The organism is Streptomyces sp. NBC_01216 (assembly GCF_035994945.1).
GTDB lineage: Bacteria > Actinomycetota > Actinomycetes > Streptomycetales > Streptomycetaceae > Streptomyces.
On record NZ_CP108677.1, the window covers coordinates 4,127,002 to 4,147,439 of the forward strand.

Here is a 20,438-nt window from a genome sequence, read left to right on the forward strand (position 1 = left end):
TACCGGAAGACCGGCTTCCGTCCGGAGGGCGGCGCCGGTCCGCGACAGGCGGCTCCGCACCGGTCAGGCCACCGGCCCGTCCGGTGCGACGGGCTCCCCGATCAGGGCCGTGCCGACCGTGCGGAACCCGAGCCGGCCGTAGAGCCGGGCCACGTCCGCGTCCGAGGCCGTCAGGAAGACCGTCTCCACCCCGAGGGCGCGGGCGTCCGCGACCAGCGCGGCGGTGACCGCGAGCCCCAGACCCCGGCGGCGGGCGGACGGCAGGGTGCCGACGCCGACGATCTCCGAGACGGCCCCGACGGGCTGGTGCTGCCCCGCCGAGAGCGCGCCGCCCTCCGCGTCCAGGGCGGCGGCGAGCCGGGTCGCCCCCTCCGCCAGCCGTACCGCGACGCCGGCGACGGCCGAGGGCGAGGCCGCCGCGCCGAAGGCCGCGTACGGCGCGGCGACCGCGCTCGGCAAGGCCGGATCGCCGGCACCCACCATGCGCACGGTCACCCCCTCGGGCAGGGCGGACGCCCCGTCCTCGGGCGAGCCCGCCAGGACCATCAGCGGATGCTCGTGCACCGCCAGCCCACTCTCCTCGACGGCGGCCCGCAGCCCCGGCGTCGTCTCGGCCACCCACTCGAACGCCTCGGGCGCCCCCAGCTCCCGCTGTCGTGCCCGCACCCGGTCCACCTCGGCCGCCGTCACCTCCCCGGACCACCCGAGCGCGGGCCGGGCGTAGTAAGGCCAGCCGTCTCCCTCCCGGACGAACAGGGTCAGCGGCCCGAAGTCCTCGGCGCGGGCGGCGGACCGGGGGGCGGCGTCGTAGTAGGTCTCGAGTCGGTGCAGCATGGGGCTCATCCAAGCACCGGACCCGGCAGGCCCGTCGGGACGTGGCGCGATCCGGTGGGGATTCCCGGGCGCCCACCGCACCGGCCGCCCGGGACACCGCACCGGCCGCCCGGGACAGCGCACCGGCCGCCCGGGGAGCCGGCGGCCGTCCGGGTGCGGGACGATGGGGGACATGACCGAGATCCGCACCCCCCGCCTCCTCCTCCGACGCTGGACCGACGACGACCTCGTCCCCATGGCCGAGATCAACGCCGACCCCGAGGTCATGCGCTGGATCGGCGACGGCTCCGTCCGCGATCTGGAGCAGACCGCCGAGGACATCGAGCGGTGGGAGGAGGAGTGGGACGACGAGGGCTTCGGTCTCTTCGCCGTCGAACTGCTCGGGTCCGGCGAGCTCATCGGTTTCACCGGACTGTCCGTCCCCGACTTCCTGCCCGAGGTACTGCCCGCCGTGGAGATCGGCTGGCGTCTCGGCCGGCCCTTCTGGGGGCAGGGATACGCCTCCGAAGCGGCGCACGCCGCGCTCGAGTTCGCTCTCCAGGACCGCGGACTGGACCACGTGATCAGCATCGCGCACATCAGCGACACGGCCTCCGAGAACGTCATGCGCAAGCTCGGCATGACCTCCGTGCGCGAGACCGAGCACCCCGTGTTCGGCGTGCCGCTGCGGGTACACACCATCGACCTCACCGAGTACGCGGGCTGACTCCCCGGGGCACCGCGCGGGTGTGTCCTGGCGGGACCGCCGGGACACACCCGGTCACAGCGGCCGCAGCCGGGTGCGCAGGAGGCAGAACTCGTTGCCCTCCGGGTCTCCCAACACTCCGTTCTAGCGGTTCTGGAGTGTCGGCATGGTGGCATCGGTCCTGGTCAAGCCCGGTAGCGGGAACCCGTCCGTCCCTACACAGGGGATGACGACCAGCACCCCAAGGAACCCGCTCGGGGGCACGGTCTACACCGAGACCCTTCGGGGTGTGCGGTGCGTCCGGCTCTCCGTACTCACTGACGAGACCACCAGTCCCGAGCGGCAGCGCGAGGCAGACGACATAGCCGCGGCAGCGCTCAACATCGACTTTGGCGAGGGTGACGGGCTCCGCGAAGCCGTGGACCTTGACGTGTCCGCGAGCAAGGTTTCCCCGTTCGACCGTCCCGCCCTCGGGTCGTGGCTCGCCCGTCCGGACGAGTTCGACGTGTTGGTGTGGTGGCGCTTTGACCGTGCCATCCGGTCCATGGGCGACATGCACGACCTAGCCAAGTGGGCAAAGGCTCATCGAAAGATGCTCGTCTTTGCCGAGGGCATCGGCGGGGGTCGTCTTACGTTCGACTTCCGCAACCCCATGGACCCCACGTCTGAACTCATGATGATGATGCTTGCCTTTGCCGCGCAGGTGGAGGCACAGAGCATCAAGGACCGGGTAACCGGTGCCATGGCGGCAATCCGCAAGATGCCGCTTCGATGGCGCGGTGGTGGTCGTCCCCCGTACGGCTACATGCCCGCCCCCATGCCCAAGGAACACGGCGGTATCGGCTGGACGCTGGTGCCCGACCCGGACGCCATGACGATCATTGAGCGCATCGTTCGTGAGCTGTTGGACGGCCAGACCGTTTCGGCTATCGCCGTTGGGCTCAATGCCGATGGCAAGCCGAGCCCGCGCGATCACTGGGCAGTGAAGAACGGGCGCGAGACCGGCGGCAAGACTGGCGGAGTCAAGGGCAACACCAAAGACGCGTTTCTTTGGAACCCGACCGTTCTTACGCGGATGCTCCGCAACGAAACGTTGCTCGGCTGGAAGATGCACCGGGGCAAGCCCGTCCGGGATGCCGAGGGCAGCCCCCTCATGCAGACGGAACAGCCGATCATGACCCGCGAGGAGTTCGACCGGATCGGCAAGGTTCTCGACTCGCGGAGCATTGATAACCGGGACCGTAAGGACACGGACGCACTGCTGTTGCGCGTGATCCACTGCGCGCACTGCGGGGGCCGTATGTACCTGAACAAGCAAGAGAACAAGCAACGCCCGGTGTACAAGTGCAACCCGTACGCACGCGGGTTCAAGTGCGACCGCTCCGCGAACATCCGGGGCGATTGGGCGGACGAGTACGTGAGCGCCGAGTTCCTGCGGCTGGTCGGCTCCGTCCAGACGACACACGTAGTCGAGATCCCCGGCTATGACCCCGAGCCCGAGCTACGCGCCACCCTCGCCGAGTTCAACGAGCACCAGGCGCAAGGGGGGCGGCAGAAGTCGAACCACGCGCGCCAAGCCTGGCAGGACCGCGCGGATGCCCTGGACGCACGCATTGCCGACCTTGAGACCCGAGAGAAGCGCGAGGCACAGCGCATCGTGACCCCCACGGGCCGCACGTTCGCCGACGAGTGGGCGGAGAAGGACACTGCGGGCCGGCGAGCCATGCTCATTGAAGCCGGGGTTCGGCTGGACGTACGGCGCGGCACCCGTGGCGGGTGGCGGAAGCTGGACACGTCCCGCGTGGACTTCCACATGCACGGAGAGCTGGACCCCGCCGCGGAAGCCGCTACCGATACAGCCGGGGACCAGGACGCCGAAGCCCGCAACGATGCACCCCCGGCACCGGGCAGCACCGCCCGGCTCGTCCCCGAGACCGCCCCGGTTGCCGATTCCGTCCCCGAGCTGGTGCCGCTCGCTGCATAGCCCTCGGTAGGCTCGGACTGCCCCCGGCCAGAATGGAGCGTCGGGGGTAGGGGCGGTGCCTTACAGGGGTAACCCTGGGATGCAGTACGACCGCCCCGACCAAGCCCCGGTAGTCCATGGACCGCCGGGGCTTTCCCATGCCCGCAGACGGCCGTATGGGGCTCGCCGAGCGGCAGCCGGACCGGCGGGCGGAGCCATGGCGATATGACGGTTAGAGGGGTTCTTTTGATTACGTCTAAAAAATAGAGAGAAAACCAAACAGCACGTCCAACCGTCATCCCGCCATGGTCGGCCCCCCTCGGGAATCTGCTGGACCCCACACCACAGTGAGGGACCGAGCGACCGAGCCGAGCCACCGTGCAGCACGGGGCCGGGAATTCGCTGGACCCCACACCACAGTGAGGGACCGAACGGACTCCCCGAGCACTCCGCACGGCGGGGGCCGGGAATCCACTGGTCCCCACAACACAGTGAGAGCGGGATTACCGCGCACCCCACCAGCCCGGAAACGGCGGTCTGAGTGCCCGACTCTCACGAACAGCTCTGCCCGTGCAGCACGCACCCCGAGGGGTGGCCGCAGTGGTCGTGAGGCAGAGCGCGGGGAGATCACACCGCCCACTAGTAACCGCCCCTTGATCGGGGGTGCCGAACGGGGTTGCAAGCACGTGTGATCTCCCCACAGTGTCCGGACCGGCCGAGCCGGCGAGGACGACCACCAGCCCACATGACCCAATGGAAGAGGTGCGCGGTACCGGCCCCCTTGGGGAGACCCGTACACAATCCGCAGAGTTCCCGGTTCGACTCCGGGTGTGGGCACTGTGCCATTGACCAGCACGTATGCCGTTCGCACCGAGGGTGACGACGAGCACCAGGACGACGAGCACAACGAGCACCAGGACGACGAGCACAACGAGCACCAGGACGACGAGCTAGAGGGGGTGCGGAACCGTGCGCTGTATCGACTGCACCGAGCCGGCGACGCACCGCGGACGCTGCGAGCAACACCACCAGGACTACGGCAAGCGGGCTTCGGTCCGTGCTCGGCGTGCTCGCCGCGCGGTACTGGTCCGGGTGTTCTCGGGGGCCGCTCGTCTCCGTGCCCTGGTCGGTGTCCGTGGCGGTGCCCGCTGTGCCCGGTGCGGTTCGCTCGTCCTCGCGGACGGGGTGGACGTGGACCATGTGCAGCCGCTCGCCCTCGGTGGCGAGGACACGGACGGGAACGTTCAGCCGTTGTGCCGTGACTGCCACCGAGGGAAGACGGGCGAGGACTTCACCGGGCCGTGAGCCACGCGGCGAGACCGCTTCCCGCGACTGTGGCGAGAGCTGCCACCAGCCATCCGGGGACGCGCTGAATCGTTAAGTGCAGCCCGCCGCAGCGGAGTTCGAACGCAGGGTGTTGTTCACGGTCGCTCGGCATGACTACCTCTCGTCGGTTGGCTGCCAGGGGAGCACGGGGATAGGCGAGAAGGTTCACCGCTGTGAACCCTTGCGCGCGGAGCCCCCAGGACTCTCCAGTTTACCTGCGGTGATTACAGAGAGTCACATCAATCAACCTTGATAGATGTGCGTTCTCGCTGATGGGGCTCTCTGGAGTCCCGAGTCATCCCATCGCGGCGTACAGGCACGGCGGCAGGGGGCACGGCCGTGAAACCTGTGAAACCTGCGGCCGGAACGTGAGAGCCCGTGAAACCACAACAGTCACGTTGACACCCCCCCACTCGGAGGTGACCCCCTATGCCGCGCAGACCCCGCCCCCCGTGTTCGGTACCCGGCTGCCCCGAACTGACTGCCCGTGGGGGCCGCTGTGCCGCTCACGAGCGTGAGGCGACCGCACTACGGGAGACACCGGGGACGAGCGCGTACGGGCGACGGTGGCCGAACATCCGCCGCCGCTACCTGTACGCCCATCCGTGGTGCGTGCTGTGCAGCAAGCCGGCGACGGTGGCTGACCACTTCCCCGAGTCGCGCCGTTCGCTGGTCGCTCGGGGCGTGTCCGATCCGGACGCATGGTCTCGTCTACGTCCGCTGTGCACGTCGTGTCACAACCGCGAGACCGCGAAGCACCAGCCGGGCGGTTGGGCTGCCGAGCGGGTCCGTCCTCGCTTGCCCGAGCCCCCGACCAGGGGGTGACCCCCTCCCCGAGCCCTGGAAGCACGGCAGGGAGGGAAGAAACTCGCATGGCTCATTAGAGCGTTTCTGTGGAGAGCTGTGCGCTGACCACTTAGCCAACTACGGATGGAATATTCTTGTCTCTCACTCTTTCTGAATCCGCCAAGCTCACCCATGACCAGCTACAGCGCGGCGTAATCGAGACGTTCGTTCAGGAGTCGCCGATTCTCGACCGGCTTCCCCTTGTGCAGGTGGAAGGGAGTGCGTTCAAGTACAACGAGGAGTCCAGTCTTCCTGGCGTGGCATTCCGTGCGGTCAACGAGGCGTACCCGGAGAGTACCGGCGCGCTGAATCAGCGTGTCGAAACCCTGGCGATCCTGGGAAGTGACGCCGACGTCGACAAGTTCATTGTCCAGACGCGGGGTAACCTCAACGATCAGCGCGCGATTCAGACTCACATGAAGGTCAAGGCTGCTTCGATTCACTTCGCTGACCAGTTCTTCAACGGTGATGTCGAAGTGAACCCGAAGGGGTTCGACGGTCTTCGCAAGCGGCTGGTCGGGCGCCAGGTCGTGGACGCCGGGGGGAAGGGCGCCGTTGCTCACGGGCACGACTTCTTCGATCTGCTCGACACCCTGACCAACCAGGTGCGTGGCATCGACGGAAGGAACGGCGCGCTCTACATGAACGCCGCGCTGCGCGCCAAGATCGCATCCGGTTTCCGACGGCTCGGAGGCAGTGAGCTGCTGAGCGCGGACATAGCCGGGAAGCCCACGGTCATGTGGAACGGTCTCCCTCTGCTGGACGCCGGCCAGCGTCTCGACGGCACGGACGTGCTGCCGCTGACGACCGGGACCAGCGGTGCGGAGACCGGTGACATCTACGCCGTCCGCTTCGGGGCGACCGAGGCGGACGGCGGTGTCTCCGGACTCACCAACGGTGGTGTTCAGGTCACTGACCTGGGCGAGTCGCACGACAAGCCCGTCTACCGCACTCGTATCGACTTCTACTGCGGCATCGCGCTCTTCGGAGGCAAGGCAGCCGCGCGCCTCACCGGCGTACTGAACGGCTGACCCGATCAGAGCCCCGCGCTCGCCACCCACACCAGGGCGGCGGGCGCGGGGCTTGTTGCGTTTGCGCCAACGAGCGCCCGTACAGCTATGGCCTCTTGACCGTGTGAGCTGGGTGAGTAACGCTCAAGCAATCCGATGCAATCGGATCGACACAGGGAGAGGTCATGCGCTTGCGTTTCCTGGGCATCATCCCGAACACTCCAGACACCGACTCTCCGACCATCTGGCTTGACGAGGAGTCAGGGGATCTGCTGATCCAGTCCTACAAAGCCTCGGAGGAAGAGGTGAAGGCTTGCCAGGAGATTGGGTCGATTCCCGGCCACTCCACGGACGTGCCGGATCACGAGACGATCATTCGTCTTCCGAAGGTCATGCGGCAGTACCTGCCGCCCCACGACAGCGAGTAGGACCGAGCAGGACGATGACGAACCCCGTGCTTGAGGGACTGGCGAAGGCTCGCCGCTCCGCTGTGCATCTGGAGATGCGCGATGCCTACCAGCCCAGTGACCCTGAGTTCATCGCGTGGCAGAACGGCAAGCGTCTCGATCCCGCCGACCGGTCGTCGTGGTGGCGTCCGTTCCTCGACGTGGTCGTTGAAGCGACGGGGCGCGGAGTCGAGATGCGGCGGGCGCGGATCGTTTCGGAGCCTGTGACGGACTACATCCGATACGAGTACGACGTGACGTTCCCGAACGTGGCGGCGGGCGAGCTTGTTCGCTGGTTGCCCCGGCGTCGGGCCGCTGACATCGCGCTACCGGGCACTGACCTGTGGATGTTCGACGGCGAGGCGGTGCTGTTCACGTACTTCTCTGGCATTGGGGAAGTTGTTGATCGTGAGTGGCGGACGGAACCGGAAGTCGTGCAACTGGTCTCGTCCGCCTTTGAGTTGGTGTGGGAACGGGCCACGCCTCACGAGGAGTACAAGCCGGTCCAGTGAGTCATGGCCCAGTCAGCATCATCTAGCGTCCAGCAAGCCCGGCAGCTCCTTGCCGACCGCCTACGCGAGTTGTTCAAGGACGCCGGACTAGAGGGCAAAGACCTTGCCGCGCGGTGCGGCTGGCATCCGTCCAAGGTGTCTCGGATCTCGACAGCGAAGACGCAGCCGAGCGAGGACGACATTCGTGCGTGGTGCGCGGCCTGCGGCGCGGAAGAACAGGCAGAGGACCTGATCGCCTCTCTGCGGGCCGTTGAGGGCATGTGGGTGTCCTGGCGTCGGATGGAGCGCGCGGGGCTGCGACAGGCACAGAAGGCCCGACTGCCGCTGTATGAGCGCACCCGCTGGTTCCGGGCCTACTCACCGGGCCTGTTCCCCGGGCTGCTTCAGACGTTCGGCTACACCGAGGACGTGTTGCGTGCTGTTCAGCAAAGGCGGGTAGCTGTCGACGACGTGGCGGACGCTGTGGCCGCCCGCATGGAGCGTCAGCAAGTGCTCTATGAAGGGCAACGGCGCTTCGCGTTCCTCGTGGAGGAAGGCGTGTTGGGCAACGGGTTGGGTGACGCCGACACCCAAGCGGAACAGCTTGACCACCTGCTGACGGTCGGCGCGCTGCTCAATGTCAGCGTCGGTGTGATCCCGGTTCGCCTCGGGCGGACGCGTATGCCAGTCGAAGGGTTCTGGATCTTCGACAAGGCGCAAGTGAACGTTGAGCTTGTGTCCGGCTACCTCACGATCGCGCAGCCCAGCGAGGTAAAGGCGTACGCCGACACATTCGCCGCACTGGCCGACATGGCGGTCTACGGAGACAAGGCCCGCGCACTGATCACAAAGGCGCGTGACGCGCTTCTGTAATCCGTGCGCAATCGCGTGCAATCGGTTGGGAGATGATCCCCACCCGTTCTTAGCGTGGTCGTCATCCAGACGACGCGAAGGGGTCGGCATGAGCAAGCCGAGAACGTATCCCAGTGCCCCAGTGACTTTGCCGCTGAGGCTGGACCCGGACCCCACGCCCGTACCGGGCTGCGCGGGTTGCACCGAGCTGGCCAATGTGCGCGACCGTGCCCGTGCGGGCGGTGACATGACCACCGTGTCTGACTGCAACGTCTACTTGCGTCGGCACCCGGAGGGGCACTGATGCCCCGCACAGTCATGCGCTACGTGAACCACACCATCAGCCACCTGCCGGACGGCGGGATCACCGCCCAGCTCTTCTGTATGACTGCGGAATGCGGGGAGGACTCCGGGCCCCAGGGCGTTCCGGACGACGCCCAGGATTGGGCCCTACGGCACACCGGCCGGACCGGACACGATCTGTTCCGCCGCGAGTACACCGACCACGCCCGCGTGGTCCGCCACGAGTAGACCCCAGCCCACTACATACCCCCCTTGTTCCGTCCGTGACCGTGGCGGCGCGGCGCAGCAGGAACGGGGACACTCGCCGGCTCAACTCTGGCGGGCTCTACAGGCCCCGTCCGTGTGCTCCCCCTGTGGTGCGCGGGCGGGGCTCTACCCGTCCTCGCGCTCGGTGCCGCTGCGGCCCCTGACGAATGAGCCCATGCCAGGCGTGGTGACGATCAACCCTTCTTCGCGTAGCGCGGCAGTCGCTTTGCGGACCGTGGTCCGTGTCACGCCGAACTCACTCTCAAGCTGCACTTCCGACACCAGGTGTCTCGCGGGGTACTCGCCGCTGTCGATACGGCGACGAACCACGTCAGCAATCTGCTGCCACTTCGGGCGGGTGGGGTCGAACTCAATCACGGGCGGACCCTATACATGGCCATCCATAGAGTCATAGACATACATAGGTGTGGACAGGGGTATACAGGTCTCGCTACCGTCGACTGTGAAGACGCCCCGACAAACCGCGTAGGACCGGCCTGTCGGGGCTAGCCGAAACAGCTTGTAGGGAGCTGCACGACCATGCGCGATGCTATCGCCCGCGCCCTTTCCTGGGTGCTCTCCGTCCTCGCCCCTCGCCGGCCCGGACGCCACAGCGCGGAATTCCTCGCCGCACAGACCCCCGAGCCCGCCCCCGTGTCGCCCTGGTCCCGACCGTGGACCGCCCCGAGCGCGCGGGAAGTGCGAGCCATCTTCCGCAACGACCACACGCGAGAGCTGCCCGACCTACAACGCGAACGGCTCTGGGCTGCCGAGTTCGCTGCGCTCGGCGTGGACTACGACTATCCGACGTTGCCGCTCGGCAGTCTCGTAAAGCGAGAGCGGGTGGCAGCATGACCGCCGAGGAACTGTTCCCGACCGTCCTCGCCGGACACGTGGCGCTGTGCGTCAAGTGCCACACCCTCACGAACGCCCCCGTGGCAGTCCGCTGGATTCAAAGCAACAGCGGCCCCGGAACAACCCTCTACGCGTGCCCGGACCACGCCGCGGAACTTGCCCCCGGTCCCCTCCCCGGAGAGCTGGAGCGGGGCATGTAGCCCCTCGCAGACAGCAAAACGCCCCGTTCGGCCAAGTGCCGGGCGGGGCGTCGTGCTGCCCGCCGACTTCCTTAAGGTGCGGCTACCGCCGGGCCATCAGACGATGGCGTTACTACCCTCCGGGAGGTGGTGTCACGTGCGAGTGGCCATGATGCTGTGCGACTCCGCGGAGACGGACCAGGCAGGCAAGCTCAACATTCGTGGGGCAGGGTGGAGCGTGGTTTCGTCTCCGACGCTCCCGAGCGCCGTCGCCATGAAGATTGAAGTTCCGTGGAGCCTTCGGGGCAAACCCATGCACCTGGATCTGGAACTGGTCGACGCAGACGGGCGCAAGGTGGGCAGTGCGACCGCTGAACACGACGGTGTGACGTCGTCGCTTGCCCAGCCGGGCGTGCCCTTGGACTCAACGCTTGTCGTCCCTGTCCCCGCTCTTAACCTGAGGCCGGGGCGCTATGTGTGGCAGCTCAGGATCAATGAGGAAGATCCCGAAGGGGGGCACCTGGGGTTCACGGTCCGTCAGTAGTCGCAACGGGTTCTAGCGAACTGGGGTGTTGGGCTGACTGTCCACTACCTTAGAACTGGTAGTTAGACGTGTTGGGGTCGGCCAGGACGTGCCAGCTCTCCTTGCCGGTCTGGCCGATGTCGACAGGTCTGGCGCCGATGGCGAGCAGCCGCTCCAGTTCGGCGTCCTGGTCGCGGTCGGTGGCGCTGACGTCGATGTGCAGACGGAGCTTCCCCGGGCTCGGGTCGCTGTGGGGGCTGAGGATGAGGGTGGGCTGCGGGCCTCCGAAGCCGGCTTCGGGCGGACCGATCTCGATGCCTCCCTCGTCGTCCCGGCCGAGTTCGACGTAGCCGAGGACCTCACTCCAGAAGACGGCGAGCCCTTCGGGATCGGTGCAGTCGATGACGAGTTCACTGATGCGGCAGGCCATGCCCGTCATCGTAGGGAAGGGGGGACGGACTTCGGGAGTGCCTCTCCGGCCCTGTGTGCCGCGGGCGTGTCCCGCCCGTCCACAGCCCCCGCCCGGCGCCCGCCCCGCCCGGCCCCTCCGCCGCGGCCGGCCCCGGACTCCCGGGCGCCGACGACGCCCGGGAGTCGCACCTCTCGGAATTCCGGGCCCCTCGCCCTACCGTGCCCTTATGCGGATCTCGACCACGATCTTCCTGACCGACGAGACCATCACGCCCGTGCGGATCGCACGCGAACTGGAACAGCGCGGCTTCGGCGGGCTCTACCTGCCCGAGCACACGCACATCCCCGCCGAACGGATCACCCCGTACCCGGCGGGCGGCGCGCTTCCCCCCGAGTACGCCCGCACCCTCGACCCGTTCGTCGCCCTGGGCCAGGCCGCGGCCGTGACCGAACGGCTCGCGCTCGGCACCGGCGTGACGCTGGTCGCCCAGCACGACCCCATCGGGCTGGCCAAGCAGATCGCGACGCTCGACCACCTCTCGGGCGGACGCTTCACCCTCGGCGTCGGCTTCGGCTGGAACAAGGAGGAGGCCGCCGACCACGGCGTGACATGGGCGACCCGTCGCGAACTCGGCCGCGAGCGCATGTCCCTGATGCGAGCCTTGTGGGCTCCCGAACCCACCGCCTACCAAGGCGAGTTCGGGGTGTCGGTCCGCGCCTCGCACGTCCACCCCAAGCCGGCCGGCGGGGCGCCGCGCATCCTGCTGGGCGGGGCGGCGGGGCCGAGGCTCTTCGCGCAGATCGCCGAGTACGCCGACGGCTGGCTGCCCATCGGCGGCCGTGGCCTGACCGAAGCCGTGCCCGTGCTGCGTGAGGCGTTCGAGAAGGCCGGCCGGGACCCGGCCACCCTCCAGGTGGTCCCCTACGCCGTCCTGCCGAACCCGGGCAAGCTCGCCCACTACGCGGAACTCGGCTGCGAGGAGGTCGTGCTGCAACTGCCACCGTCGGGCGACGACGAGGTCCTTGCGGTGCTCGACGCCTACGCGCGGTACCTCTGACCGCCACGCCGGCCGGAGGGGAGCGCGCCCCCGCGCCCCATGCCCCGGGGGCGCGCGAGGCGGCAGCCCCGGCCCGGTGGCCCCCGCCCACCTCGGTACACGCCGTCCCCCCGTCGGCCCCGGCTCGTATGCTCGGTGCATGACCGATCAGCAGCCCGGACGGCCCACCGAGAACTCCATGCGCCGAGCCCTCAAGCGGGCCAGGGACGGGGTGGCGCTCGACGCCGGTGAGGCCGCCGTGCTGCTCCAGGCGCGCGGGGACGATCTGGCCGATCTCACGGCGTCCGCCGCCCGCGTAAGGGACGCGGGGCTCGCGGCGGCCGGACGGCCCGGCGTCATCACGTACTCGAAGAGCGTGTTCATCCCGCTCACCCGGCTGTGCCGGGACACGTGCCACTACTGCACCTTCGTGACCGTGCCGGGCAAACTGCGCCGGGCCGGGCACGGCATGTTCATGTCTCCGGACGAGGTCCTCGACATCGCGCGCCGCGGCGCCGAACTGGGCTGCAAGGAAGCGCTGATCACACTCGGTGACAAGCCGGAGGACCGCTGGCCCGAGGCGCGTGAGTGGCTCGACGCGCACGGCTACGACGACACCCTCGCGTACGTCCGGGCCATGGCGGTCCGCGTCCTGGAGGAGACGGGCCTGCTGCCCCACCTCAACCCGGGTGTGCTCTCCTGGACGGACTTCCAGCGGCTCAAGCCGGTCGCCCCCTCCATGGGGATGATGCTGGAGACGACGGCGACCCGGCTGTGGTCCGAACCCGGCGGCCCCCACTACGGTTCCCCGGACAAGGAACCGGCCGTACGGCTTCGCGTCCTGGAGGACGCCGGCCGCTCCTCGGTGCCCTTCACCAGTGGACTGCTCATCGGCATCGGCGAGACGTACCAGGAGCGCGCCGAGTCGCTGTTCGCGCTCCGCAGGGTCTCCCGCGCCTACCACTCCATCCAGGAGCTGATCATCCAGAACTTCCGCGCCAAGCCGGACACGGCCATGCGCGGGATGCCCGACGCCGAACTGGACGACCTGGTCGCGACCATCGCGGTCGCCCGCCACATCATGGGCCCCTCGGCCTGTCTGCAGGCCCCGCCGAACCTCGTCGACGAGGAGTACGGGCGGCTCGTCGACGCCGGCATCGACGACTGGGGCGGCGTCTCGCCGCTCACCATCGACCATGTGAACCCCGAGCGGCCCTGGCCGCACATCGACACCCTCGCGGAGAAGTCCCGCGCGGCCGGTTTCGAGCTGCGTGAACGTCTCTGCGTCTACCCCGAGTTCGTCGGCCGCGGCGAACCCTGGCTCGACCCCCGGCTGCTGCCGCACGTGCGGGCCCTGGCCGACCCCGAGACCGGCCTCGCCGACCCGGACGCCCCGGTACGCGGACGGCCCTGGCAGGAGCCTGACGAAGCCTTCACCGCCACCGGGCGCACCGACCTGCACCGCACCATCGACACCACCGGCCGCACGCACGACCGCCGGGACGACTTCGACGAGGTGTACGGCGACTGGGAGTCGCTGCGCGAGGCCGCGGCGCCGGGCATGGTCCCGCAGCGCATCGACACCGACGTGCGCGCCGCGCTGGCGACCGCGGCGGACGACCCGACCCGGCTCAGCGACGATGAGGCGCTGGCCCTGCTGCACGCCGACGGGCCCGCCCTCGACGCGCTGACCCGGATCGCCGACGACGTCCGCCGGGCGGCCGTCGGTGACGACGTCACCTACGTCGTCACCCGGAACATCAACTTCACGAACGTCTGCTACACCGGCTGCCGTTTCTGCGCCTTCGCCCAGCGCCGCACCGACGCCGACGCCTACACCCTCTCCCTCGACCAGGTCGCCGACCGCGCCCAGCAGGCGTGGGAGGTCGGCGCCGTCGAGGTCTGCATGCAGGGCGGCATCCACCCCGACCTGCCGGGCACCGCCTACTTCGACATCGCGCGCGCCGTCAAGGAACGCGTCCCGGGCATGCACGTGCACGCCTTCTCCCCGATGGAGGTCGTCAACGGCGCCACCCGGACCGGCCTCTCCATACGGGAGTGGCTGACGGCCGCCAAGGAGGCGGGCCTCGACTCGATCCCCGGCACGGCGGCCGAGATCCTGGACGACGAGGTCCGCTGGGTCCTCACCAAGGGCAAGCTGCCCACCGCCACCTGGATCGAGGTCGTCACCACCGCGCACGAACTGGGCATCCGTTCCTCGTCCACGATGATGTACGGGCACGTGGACCAGCCCCGCCACTGGCTCGGCCACTTCCGTACCCTCGCCCGCATCCAGCAGGAGACCGGCGGCTTCACCGAGTTCGTGACGCTGCCCTTCATCCACACCAACGCCCCGGTCTACCTCGCGGGCATCGCCCGCCCCGGACCGACAGTCCGCGACAACCGGGCGGTCACCGCCATGGCCCGGCTGCTGCTCCACCCGCACATCCCGCACATCCAGACCAGCTGGGTGAAGCTGGGAGCGGACGGCGCCGCCGAGATGCTTCGCTCGGGCGCCGACGACCTGGGCGGCACCCTCATGGAGGAGACCATCTCCCGCATGGCCGGCTCCGGTTACGGCTCGTACCGGTCGATCCAGGACCTGGAGTCCATCGCGGAGGCGGCGGGGAGGCCCTCCCGGCCGCGGACGACGCTGTACGGCGAGGTGCCCGAGGAACGGACGCGCACGGCGCGCGCCTCGGACGGGCACCTGCCCGAGCTGCTGCCGGTGCTGGGCGACGGGCCGGCCTGAGAGCCTGTCGGGTGGCCTCTGACCGGTCCAAGGCCACCCGACAGGCTCCGAGCCGCGGCGCCCCGCGTCGCGGTATCCCCTGTCGCGGCCTCCCTGTCACCGAGCCCGTGGCGCGGGCCCACCGTCACCGGGCCGTGGTGCCGACCGGGGGCGAGGACGGCCGCCCCGGCCCGTGCCGCCCGTCAGCCGACGAGGAGTGCGCGCCGGAGGCCGTTCGGCTCCCGCGCGTCGACGCCGAGCCTCGCGCCGGGAGGAGCGGAACGAGCGGTGACGCCCGGGACGAGCCCGGCGGCGACGGTCCCGTAGGCGATGCTCGTGGAGTGCCACGCCGCGGGTGGGCCACACCGCGGCGAAACCTCGGGTGAACCGCGGTCGAATCCGGCCCGAAGGGCGTCGGATCTCCTCACCTTCCGGCTCGCGAACGTCCCTACCGCGTCGATTACAGTGCTGCGGCAGACCTGCGTCACCGGGGAGGGCACGTTGTGACCACGACCGTCGCGGCCGTGTGGGGCCGTGCCGAGCAGCAGGACTTCCGGGCCCGCGTGCGGGGCTGCCTCCTCGGTGGGGCGGTCGGGGACGCCTTCGGCGCGGGTGTCGCCGGGCTGTCCCTGGCGGAGATCCGGGCCGCCCACGGGGACGAGGGCCTGACCGAGCCCGTACCCGCCTACGGGCGGCGGGGCGCCGTCAGCGCCGCCACGCAGATGACGCTCTTCACCGTCGACGGACTCGTGCGCGCCCAGGTGCGCCGCGACACCGGCGTCTGGCATCCGCCCACCGACGTGCACCGGGCCCATCTGCGCTGGGCGGCCACCCAGCGCTCATGGGGCCCCGACGAGCGTCGCAAGGACAACGGCTGGCTCGCCCGTGAGGAATGGCTCTACACCCGGCGGGACCCCGCCCGCGCCTGTCTGACCGGCCTGGGCGACGAGGTCCTGGGCACCCTCGACCGGCCCAAGAACCCGGACGCCACCGACAGCGGCGCGCTGGTCCGCTCCGCGCCCTTCGGGCTGCTCGTCGGCTGGGAACCGCAGCTGGTCTGCCAACTCGCGGTGGAGTGCGCCGCCCAGACGCACGGAGCCCCCGCCGCGTACCTCTCGGCCGGTGCTCTCGCCGTCGTCGTGCACGGGCTCGCGCGCGGCGAGAGCGTGGACGCCTCCGTCCAGCGGGCCCTCGGGCAGCTCGCCCCGCGCCCCGGCCACGAGCCCGTCACCGAGGCCCTCCGGCGGGCCCTGGGGGCCGTACGGCAGGGGATGCCCGACGCCGCCCGGGTCGTCGCGCTCGGTGCCGAGATCGACCGGGCCGAGAACCAGCTCGCCGCCGCCGTCTACTGCGCGTTGGTCGGCGAGGACATCCGGCACGGGCTGCGGCTCGCGGTCAACCACGACGGGCCCTCGGCGGCGACCGGGTCCCTCACGGGTTCCCTGCTGGGGGCCCTGCACGGAGAGACGGCGCTCCCGCCGGCCTGGCTGGCGGAACTGGAGGGCCGCGGCACGGTCCTGGAGATAGCCGACGACTTCGCGATGGAGATGACACAGGGGGCCGCCCTGCACGGCCCCACCACGTCCTCGCCGGGCTGGCTGGCCCGCTACCCGCGAGGCTGAGAACCTGTCGGGCGCCCGTCGGCCGACGGTGTCCGGCGGGGCGGTCCCGGTCCTACCGCATCACCTCGCCCGCGTTGACCAGCAGCGACTGACCGGTGATGGCCCGCGCCCGCTCCGAGGCGAGGAAGACAGCCGCCTGGGCCACGTCACCGTCGGTCGCCAGCTCGGGAAGCGCCATCCGCTCGGCGAGGCGCGCCAGCACCGCGTCCTCCGAGACGCCCTCGGCGTCCGCGGTGAACCGCACGTACGCCCGCACCGGCGGGCCCCACATCCAGCCGGGCAGCACGGTGTTGACCCGGATCCGGTACGGGCCGAGCTCGCGGGCCATCGAGTACATCGCCGAGGTCAGCGCCCCCTTCGACGCGGCGTACGCCGCCTGCCGGACCTGGGAGGGCGCCGCCACCGCCGACTGGGTGCCGATGAGGACGACCGACCCGCCGCCCGCCTTGAGCGCCGGCAGGCACGCCCGGGTCATCCGCAGCGTGCCCAGCAGGTTCACGTCCAGGACTCCCCGCCAGGTGGCGAAGTCGGCGTCCTCCAGGCCACCGAAGCAGGAGTCCCAGGCCGCGACGTGGACGACCGCGTCCACGGCGCCGAAACGTTCGACCGCGAGCGCGGCGAGGGCCTCGCACCGTGCCTCGTCGGTGATGTCGGTGGGGAGGAACGCGGTCCGCCGCCCCTCCGGGTCGATCTCGGCCGCCGATTTCGCGAGGCGGGCCGCGGTACGGGCGCCGAGCACCGCGTTCCCCCCGTCCGCGACGACGGCGGCGGCGATCCGGTGGCCCAGTCCGGCGCCGACACCCGACACGACCACGGTCTTTCCCTGGAGCAGCATCCGGGCGCCTCCCGACTCGCGTGCCGCGCCGGCGGGGCCGGCAAGGGCCCGCCCCGGACACGCCCTGATCACCCTGGTCGAACCGCACCCGGGCCACGAGTACGCCTACAACCGCTGGTACGAGGACGACCACTTCTACGCGGGCGCGATGGCGATGCCCTGGATCTTCGCGGGCCGCCGCTGGGTCGCCACCCGGGACCTCCAGGAGCTCCGCAGGCCCGAGAAGTCAGCGGTCGCCCAGCCCGTCACCGCGGGCTGCTACCTCTCCACGTACTGGATCACCGAGGGCCGCTACGACGAGCACATGAAATGGACCGTCGCGATCAACACGCGCCTCAACCGAGACAGCCGCGTCTACCGCGACCGTACGCACGTCCTCACCGCCTTCCAGGACCACGCGGCCACGGTGTACCGGGACGGGGCGGCCGGCCCGCGGGACCGGCACGCCCTGGACCACCCCTACGCGGGCCTGGTGCTCCAGGTGATCGACACCGACGGACCGGGGGAGCGGGCGGAACTCCTGGAGCGGCTGCGCTCACGGGAACTGCCGAAGCGGCTCGCCGGCTCACCGGCGGCGATGGTCACGGTCTTCCGGCCGACGCCGCTGCCCGGGGACCGGATGACGTATGTGCGGCAGGTCGAGGGGGTCTCCACCCGGCTGACGCTGCTGTGGTTCCTGGAGCGGGACCCACGCGACTGCTGGCAGGAGCACTTCGCCGGACTGGAGCGGCTCGCGGGGGAGTCCGGGCGGGTCGAGCTGGTGGCGCCGTTCGTCCCGACCGTGCCGGGAACCGACCGCTACGTGGACGCACTCAGGTGAGTCCCGCAAGCGAAGCCGAGCCCCCTCGGCCAGGACGGCGGACCAGTCGAGAGGGCTCTTCTCGCAACGTCGTGCGCACCAGGGCGGTCACCCCGGCTCAGAGCGTCCCGGTGCTCACCTCGCCGACGAAGGCGTTCCACGAATCCGGTCCGAAGGCGAGGGACGGGCCCTCGGGAGCCTTCGAGTCCCGCACCGCGATCGCGGCCACGACCGGGGACTTGACTTCGACACAGGCCCCGTTCCCTCCGGAATACGAGGACTTCGTCCAGATATCCGTAGCGCCCTGGGTAATCGCCATGTTCTTGACTCCGGTTCTGCCAGTAGGTGTCGCGCCAACGTTCTTGCTGGCGTGATCGACGCTACTGGTCACCCCTGCCATGTGGGGCGTACGTTCACTCGACCGGATGGCATATTCCAAACGAGCTTCCTTGGAGGCCCCACAAGGGTGTAGCGTGCCCGCTTTCCGTGCGAGGACGGGCACGAGGGGCGGTATTCACCCCGGGTTTCCCGCCGCGTACGCCTTGGCGATGTCCGAGATGAACTCCCGGGTCTGCTCGGCGTTCAGCGCCTGTGCCCGCAGATGCTCGTACATCACGCTGTACTTCGCGACGTCCTGCGCCTTCTCCAGATACAGGTCGCTGGTCACGCCTTCGATGTAGACGACGCTGGAATCGGAGGTGTCCGGGAACTCCAGGATCGCGTAGTGACCGCTGATACCCGGATGCGCACCCATGTCGAACGGCAGCACCTGCACGGTGACGTGCGGCAGCAGCGACTGCTCGACCAGGTGCTCCAGCTGCTCGATCATCAGCCGCTTGTTGCCCACGATCCGGCGCAGCGCGCCCTCGTCGATGACCGCCCACAGCCGCAGATGACGCTCGTCGTCCCGGATCCGCTCCTGGCGTCGGGTACGGACCGTGACGCGCTTGTCGATGTCGGCCGGAGCGGACTCGGGCAGCGCGCCCCTGATCACCGCCTCCGCGTATCCGTGGGTCTGCAGCAGGCCGGGGATGATCTGCGGTTCGTACACCCGCAGGCTCTCCGCGTCCGTCTCCAGCCCGATGTAGACGCTGTAGGGGATGTCGCCGAAGGCGTGCCACCAGCCCTGCTGGCGCGAGTCCTTCGCCATCTGCATCAGGGACTCGACGACCCGCTCGTCCTCGACCTCGTACACCCCGCAGAGATCACGGACATCGCGCTGGCTGATCGAGCGACGGCCGTTCTCGAGGCGGCTGATCTTCGACTGGGAGACCAGAAGGCGCTCGGCGACCTGTTCGGCCGTCATGTTCTTCTGCTCCCGGAGTCGGCGGAGCTCCTGTCCCAAACGGCGTCGCCTGACAGTGGGGTTGACGTTGGACGCCACGGAAACTGCACCTCCGGCGGTCGGCTGCGTAGCTGTGAGTATCTACTGCTTGGCAGACTGCCACCAAAGGTGTGGTGTGCGCTGGGAAATGACGACAACGCGGTTGCCGTGCCCATGGCGAAGGGCAGGGCCCGCGGCGGGTGCGCGCTCGGGCATGGCTCGGGCCGCGAGGTCTTCGCGTGGCGGGTGCGGGGGTGGTCGTGGCGAGACGGCCACTCCCCGCACGCCTGCGGCTCCCGGAGCGGTTGCGTGGTGCTCAGTGCACGGCGGCGCGGGCCATGCTGCCGCGGTGGGGCTGCTCCGGGACGCCCGTGGGACGTCCGCCACCCGCGGCGGAACCACGGCGCGGCTGCGCGGCCACACCGTTCTGGACGTCCATCACGGCATGCGCCACGAGTCCGCCCATGGGGTCGTGCCGGATCAGGTCGCGCAGCCGGGACCGCGACGACCGTCCTTCGTTCCCCGGGTACAGGTGCTTGCCGAGGCCGACCGCGTGGGCCAGCGCGGCGAGCGCCGCGGTCCGCGGGTCCGGCGGTACGCCGGTGCGGATCGCACTGTCCAGCCGGGCCCTGATGTCCCGGCTGATCGCCGTGTCCGTCGCCTGGTAGCGAGTCGTCGGCAACACCCCGCACATCTGGCCTTCGACGGCATGCACCATGCCGCACCGCTCCAGATGAGCGAGGTACATCTGGCGCAGCCCCAGTCGGGGCCCGCCGATCCAGTGGACGGCCCGTACCGGACTGCCACGCCTGCGCAGCAGTTCCAGTGCGGAGTCCAGTGTCGGATCTCCGGTCGGCCGTGGCATCACCACGGCGATACGATCCCCGTCAGGGGCTATCCGTCCTGCCAGAGCCAGCTCCACTAGCTGAGCTCCGGCGAGGCCGAGGTCGAGCGACTGCGGCTGCGCTGTGGTACCCGTGGCCGGGTCCAGAGCGAGCAGCAGAAGCTCCTCCGGAATTGTTCTGCGGCTCCTGCCCATCCATGCCTCCCCGCGTGGATGAGTCACAGGGTGACCCCTCTCACATTCATCTGTCGAGAGCGCCTGGGTGGTTCGTATGGG

General features: G+C 69.7%; 23 protein-coding genes. 16 read left to right on the forward strand and 7 right to left on the reverse strand.

Going from position 1 to position 20,438, the window contains the following annotated elements; translation table 11 throughout:
- Nucleotides 1-63: 63 nt before the first annotated feature.
- A complete protein-coding gene (locus OG393_RS18235) occupies nt 64-843 on the reverse strand; it encodes a GNAT family N-acetyltransferase (protein WP_442817322.1) in 780 nt (259 codons plus the stop codon).
- A gap of 163 nt (nt 844-1,006) precedes the next feature.
- Between OG393_RS18235 and OG393_RS18240 the strand changes: the two genes are divergently transcribed.
- The 9 genes from OG393_RS18240 (at nt 1,007) to OG393_RS18280 (ending at nt 8,984) form a co-directional block, all read left to right on the forward strand.
- Nucleotides 1,007-1,540, forward strand: a complete 534-nt coding sequence (locus tag OG393_RS18240) for a GNAT family N-acetyltransferase (RefSeq protein WP_327375726.1) — start codon at nt 1,007-1,009, stop codon at nt 1,538-1,540.
- Between the two features lie 205 nt (nt 1,541-1,745).
- A complete protein-coding gene (locus OG393_RS18245; RefSeq protein WP_327375727.1) occupies nt 1,746-3,503 on the forward strand; it encodes a recombinase family protein in 1,758 nt (585 codons plus the stop codon).
- A 948-nt stretch (nt 3,504-4,451) separates the two neighbouring features.
- Nucleotides 4,452-4,787 carry an HNH endonuclease gene (locus OG393_RS18250; protein ID WP_327375728.1) on the forward strand — a complete coding sequence of 112 codons (336 nt, stop codon included), beginning with the start codon at nt 4,452-4,454 and terminating at the stop codon, nt 4,785-4,787.
- A gap of 962 nt (nt 4,788-5,749) precedes the next feature.
- Complete coding sequence (locus tag OG393_RS18255) at nt 5,750-6,685, forward strand: major capsid protein (protein ID WP_327375729.1); 936 nt, start codon at nt 5,750-5,752, stop codon at nt 6,683-6,685.
- Nucleotides 6,686-6,849: 164 nt separating this feature from the next.
- Nucleotides 6,850-7,092: a hypothetical protein gene (locus tag OG393_RS18260; protein WP_327375730.1), complete on the forward strand. Its 243-nt coding sequence runs from the start codon at nt 6,850-6,852 to the stop codon at nt 7,090-7,092.
- A gap of 14 nt (nt 7,093-7,106) precedes the next feature.
- Entirely contained in the window at nt 7,107-7,622 is a 516-nt protein-coding gene (locus tag OG393_RS18265) for a DUF6879 family protein (RefSeq protein ID WP_327375731.1), read from the forward strand.
- 3 nt (nt 7,623-7,625) lie between these two features.
- Nucleotides 7,626-8,474, forward strand: coding sequence for a helix-turn-helix domain-containing protein (locus OG393_RS18270; RefSeq protein ID WP_327375732.1), 849 nt, complete (start codon nt 7,626-7,628; stop codon nt 8,472-8,474).
- 88 nt (nt 8,475-8,562) lie between these two features.
- The gene (locus tag OG393_RS18275; RefSeq protein WP_327375733.1) at nt 8,563-8,757 is read left to right on the forward strand and encodes a hypothetical protein; all 195 of its coding nucleotides are present in this window, start codon (nt 8,563-8,565) and stop codon (nt 8,755-8,757) included.
- Nucleotides 8,757-8,984 (forward strand): DUF7848 domain-containing protein, encoded by a 228-nt coding sequence (locus OG393_RS18280; RefSeq protein ID WP_327375734.1) that lies wholly within the window; start codon nt 8,757-8,759, stop codon nt 8,982-8,984. Before OG393_RS18275 ends, OG393_RS18280 begins: the two co-directional genes overlap by 1 nt.
- Nucleotides 8,985-9,128: 144 nt before the next feature.
- On the opposite strand, the gene OG393_RS18285 is transcribed toward OG393_RS18280, so the two are convergent.
- Nucleotides 9,129-9,380, reverse strand: coding sequence for a GntR family transcriptional regulator (locus OG393_RS18285; protein WP_327375735.1), 252 nt, complete (start codon nt 9,378-9,380; stop codon nt 9,129-9,131).
- 162 nt (nt 9,381-9,542) lie between these two features.
- Here OG393_RS18285 and OG393_RS18290 point away from each other — a divergent pair, with 162 nt between their 5' ends.
- The 3 genes from OG393_RS18290 (at nt 9,543) to OG393_RS18300 (ending at nt 10,580) form a co-directional block, all read left to right on the forward strand.
- A complete protein-coding gene (locus tag OG393_RS18290) occupies nt 9,543-9,857 on the forward strand; it encodes a hypothetical protein (protein ID WP_327375736.1) in 315 nt (104 codons plus the stop codon).
- Complete coding sequence (locus OG393_RS18295) at nt 9,854-10,057, forward strand: hypothetical protein (protein ID WP_327375737.1); 204 nt, start codon at nt 9,854-9,856, stop codon at nt 10,055-10,057. The genes OG393_RS18290 and OG393_RS18295 overlap by 4 nt, the downstream gene beginning before the upstream one ends.
- Nucleotides 10,058-10,205: 148 nt before the next feature.
- A complete protein-coding gene (locus OG393_RS18300) occupies nt 10,206-10,580 on the forward strand; it encodes a DUF6941 family protein (protein ID WP_442817424.1) in 375 nt (124 codons plus the stop codon).
- Nucleotides 10,581-10,629: 49 nt separating this feature from the next.
- On the opposite strand, the gene OG393_RS18305 is transcribed toward OG393_RS18300, so the two are convergent.
- Nucleotides 10,630-10,989: a VOC family protein gene (locus OG393_RS18305; RefSeq protein ID WP_327375739.1), complete on the reverse strand. Its 360-nt coding sequence runs from the start codon at nt 10,987-10,989 to the stop codon at nt 10,630-10,632.
- A gap of 208 nt (nt 10,990-11,197) precedes the next feature.
- Between OG393_RS18305 and OG393_RS18310 the strand changes: the two genes are divergently transcribed.
- The 3 genes from OG393_RS18310 to OG393_RS18320 all read left to right on the forward strand — a co-directional run bounded on the left by OG393_RS18310 (nt 11,198) and on the right by OG393_RS18320 (nt 16,360).
- Complete coding sequence (locus tag OG393_RS18310; protein WP_327375740.1) at nt 11,198-12,028, forward strand: LLM class F420-dependent oxidoreductase; 831 nt, start codon at nt 11,198-11,200, stop codon at nt 12,026-12,028.
- A gap of 139 nt (nt 12,029-12,167) precedes the next feature.
- Nucleotides 12,168-14,759, forward strand: a complete 2,592-nt coding sequence (locus OG393_RS18315) for a bifunctional FO biosynthesis protein CofGH (RefSeq protein WP_327375741.1) — start codon at nt 12,168-12,170, stop codon at nt 14,757-14,759.
- 482 nt (nt 14,760-15,241) lie between these two features.
- The gene (locus tag OG393_RS18320; RefSeq protein WP_327375742.1) at nt 15,242-16,360 is read left to right on the forward strand and encodes an ADP-ribosylglycohydrolase family protein; all 1,119 of its coding nucleotides are present in this window, start codon (nt 15,242-15,244) and stop codon (nt 16,358-16,360) included.
- A 52-nt stretch (nt 16,361-16,412) separates the two neighbouring features.
- On the opposite strand, the gene OG393_RS18325 is transcribed toward OG393_RS18320, so the two are convergent.
- A complete protein-coding gene (locus OG393_RS18325) occupies nt 16,413-17,195 on the reverse strand; it encodes an SDR family oxidoreductase (RefSeq protein WP_327375743.1) in 783 nt (260 codons plus the stop codon).
- Between OG393_RS18325 and OG393_RS18330 the strand changes: the two genes are divergently transcribed.
- Entirely contained in the window at nt 17,194-18,015 is an 822-nt protein-coding gene (locus OG393_RS18330; protein WP_327378468.1) for a hypothetical protein, read from the forward strand. The two genes, OG393_RS18325 and OG393_RS18330, sit on opposite strands and share 2 nt — an antisense overlap.
- Before the next feature lie 97 nt (nt 18,016-18,112).
- Here OG393_RS18330 and OG393_RS18335 read toward each other — a convergent pair whose 3' ends face one another.
- From OG393_RS18335 to OG393_RS18345, 3 genes are all read right to left on the reverse strand, one after another.
- Entirely contained in the window at nt 18,113-18,313 is a 201-nt protein-coding gene (locus OG393_RS18335; protein WP_327375744.1) for a DUF397 domain-containing protein, read from the reverse strand.
- Between the two features lie 195 nt (nt 18,314-18,508).
- Entirely contained in the window at nt 18,509-19,378 is an 870-nt protein-coding gene (locus tag OG393_RS18340) for a helix-turn-helix domain-containing protein (RefSeq protein WP_327375745.1), read from the reverse strand.
- Between the two features lie 256 nt (nt 19,379-19,634).
- Nucleotides 19,635-20,357, reverse strand: a complete 723-nt coding sequence (locus tag OG393_RS18345; RefSeq protein WP_327375746.1) for a GOLPH3/VPS74 family protein — start codon at nt 20,355-20,357, stop codon at nt 19,635-19,637.
- Between the last annotated feature and the right edge of the window lie 81 nt (nt 20,358-20,438).

Bases quoted from the DNA above. Each gene is read 5' to 3' on its own strand.
- OG393_RS18235 (WP_442817322.1), bottom strand. From the start codon at position 843: ATGAGCCCCATGCTGCACCGACTCGAGACCTACTACGACGCCGCCCCC.
- OG393_RS18240 (WP_327375726.1), top strand. From the start codon at position 1,007: ATGACCGAGATCCGCACCCCCCGCCTCCTCCTCCGACGCTGGACCGAC.
- OG393_RS18245 (WP_327375727.1), top strand. From the start codon at position 1,746: ATGACGACCAGCACCCCAAGGAACCCGCTCGGGGGCACGGTCTACACC.
- OG393_RS18260 (WP_327375730.1), top strand. From the start codon at position 6,850: ATGCGCTTGCGTTTCCTGGGCATCATCCCGAACACTCCAGACACCGAC.
- OG393_RS18265 (WP_327375731.1), top strand. From the start codon at position 7,107: ATGACGAACCCCGTGCTTGAGGGACTGGCGAAGGCTCGCCGCTCCGCT.
- OG393_RS18270 (WP_327375732.1), top strand. From the start codon at position 7,626: ATGGCCCAGTCAGCATCATCTAGCGTCCAGCAAGCCCGGCAGCTCCTT.
- OG393_RS18275 (WP_327375733.1), top strand. From the start codon at position 8,563: ATGAGCAAGCCGAGAACGTATCCCAGTGCCCCAGTGACTTTGCCGCTG.
- OG393_RS18280 (WP_327375734.1), top strand. From the start codon at position 8,757: ATGCCCCGCACAGTCATGCGCTACGTGAACCACACCATCAGCCACCTG.
- OG393_RS18290 (WP_327375736.1), top strand. From the start codon at position 9,543: ATGCGCGATGCTATCGCCCGCGCCCTTTCCTGGGTGCTCTCCGTCCTC.
- OG393_RS18295 (WP_327375737.1), top strand. From the start codon at position 9,854: ATGACCGCCGAGGAACTGTTCCCGACCGTCCTCGCCGGACACGTGGCG.
- OG393_RS18300 (WP_442817424.1), top strand. From the start codon at position 10,206: ATGATGCTGTGCGACTCCGCGGAGACGGACCAGGCAGGCAAGCTCAAC.
- OG393_RS18305 (WP_327375739.1), bottom strand. From the start codon at position 10,989: ATGGCCTGCCGCATCAGTGAACTCGTCATCGACTGCACCGATCCCGAA.
- OG393_RS18310 (WP_327375740.1), top strand. From the start codon at position 11,198: ATGCGGATCTCGACCACGATCTTCCTGACCGACGAGACCATCACGCCC.
- OG393_RS18315 (WP_327375741.1), top strand. From the start codon at position 12,168: ATGACCGATCAGCAGCCCGGACGGCCCACCGAGAACTCCATGCGCCGA.
- OG393_RS18325 (WP_327375743.1), bottom strand. From the start codon at position 17,195: ATGCTGCTCCAGGGAAAGACCGTGGTCGTGTCGGGTGTCGGCGCCGGA.
- OG393_RS18335 (WP_327375744.1), bottom strand. From the start codon at position 18,313: ATGGCGATTACCCAGGGCGCTACGGATATCTGGACGAAGTCCTCGTAT.
- OG393_RS18345 (WP_327375746.1), bottom strand. From the start codon at position 20,357: ATGGGCAGGAGCCGCAGAACAATTCCGGAGGAGCTTCTGCTGCTCGCT.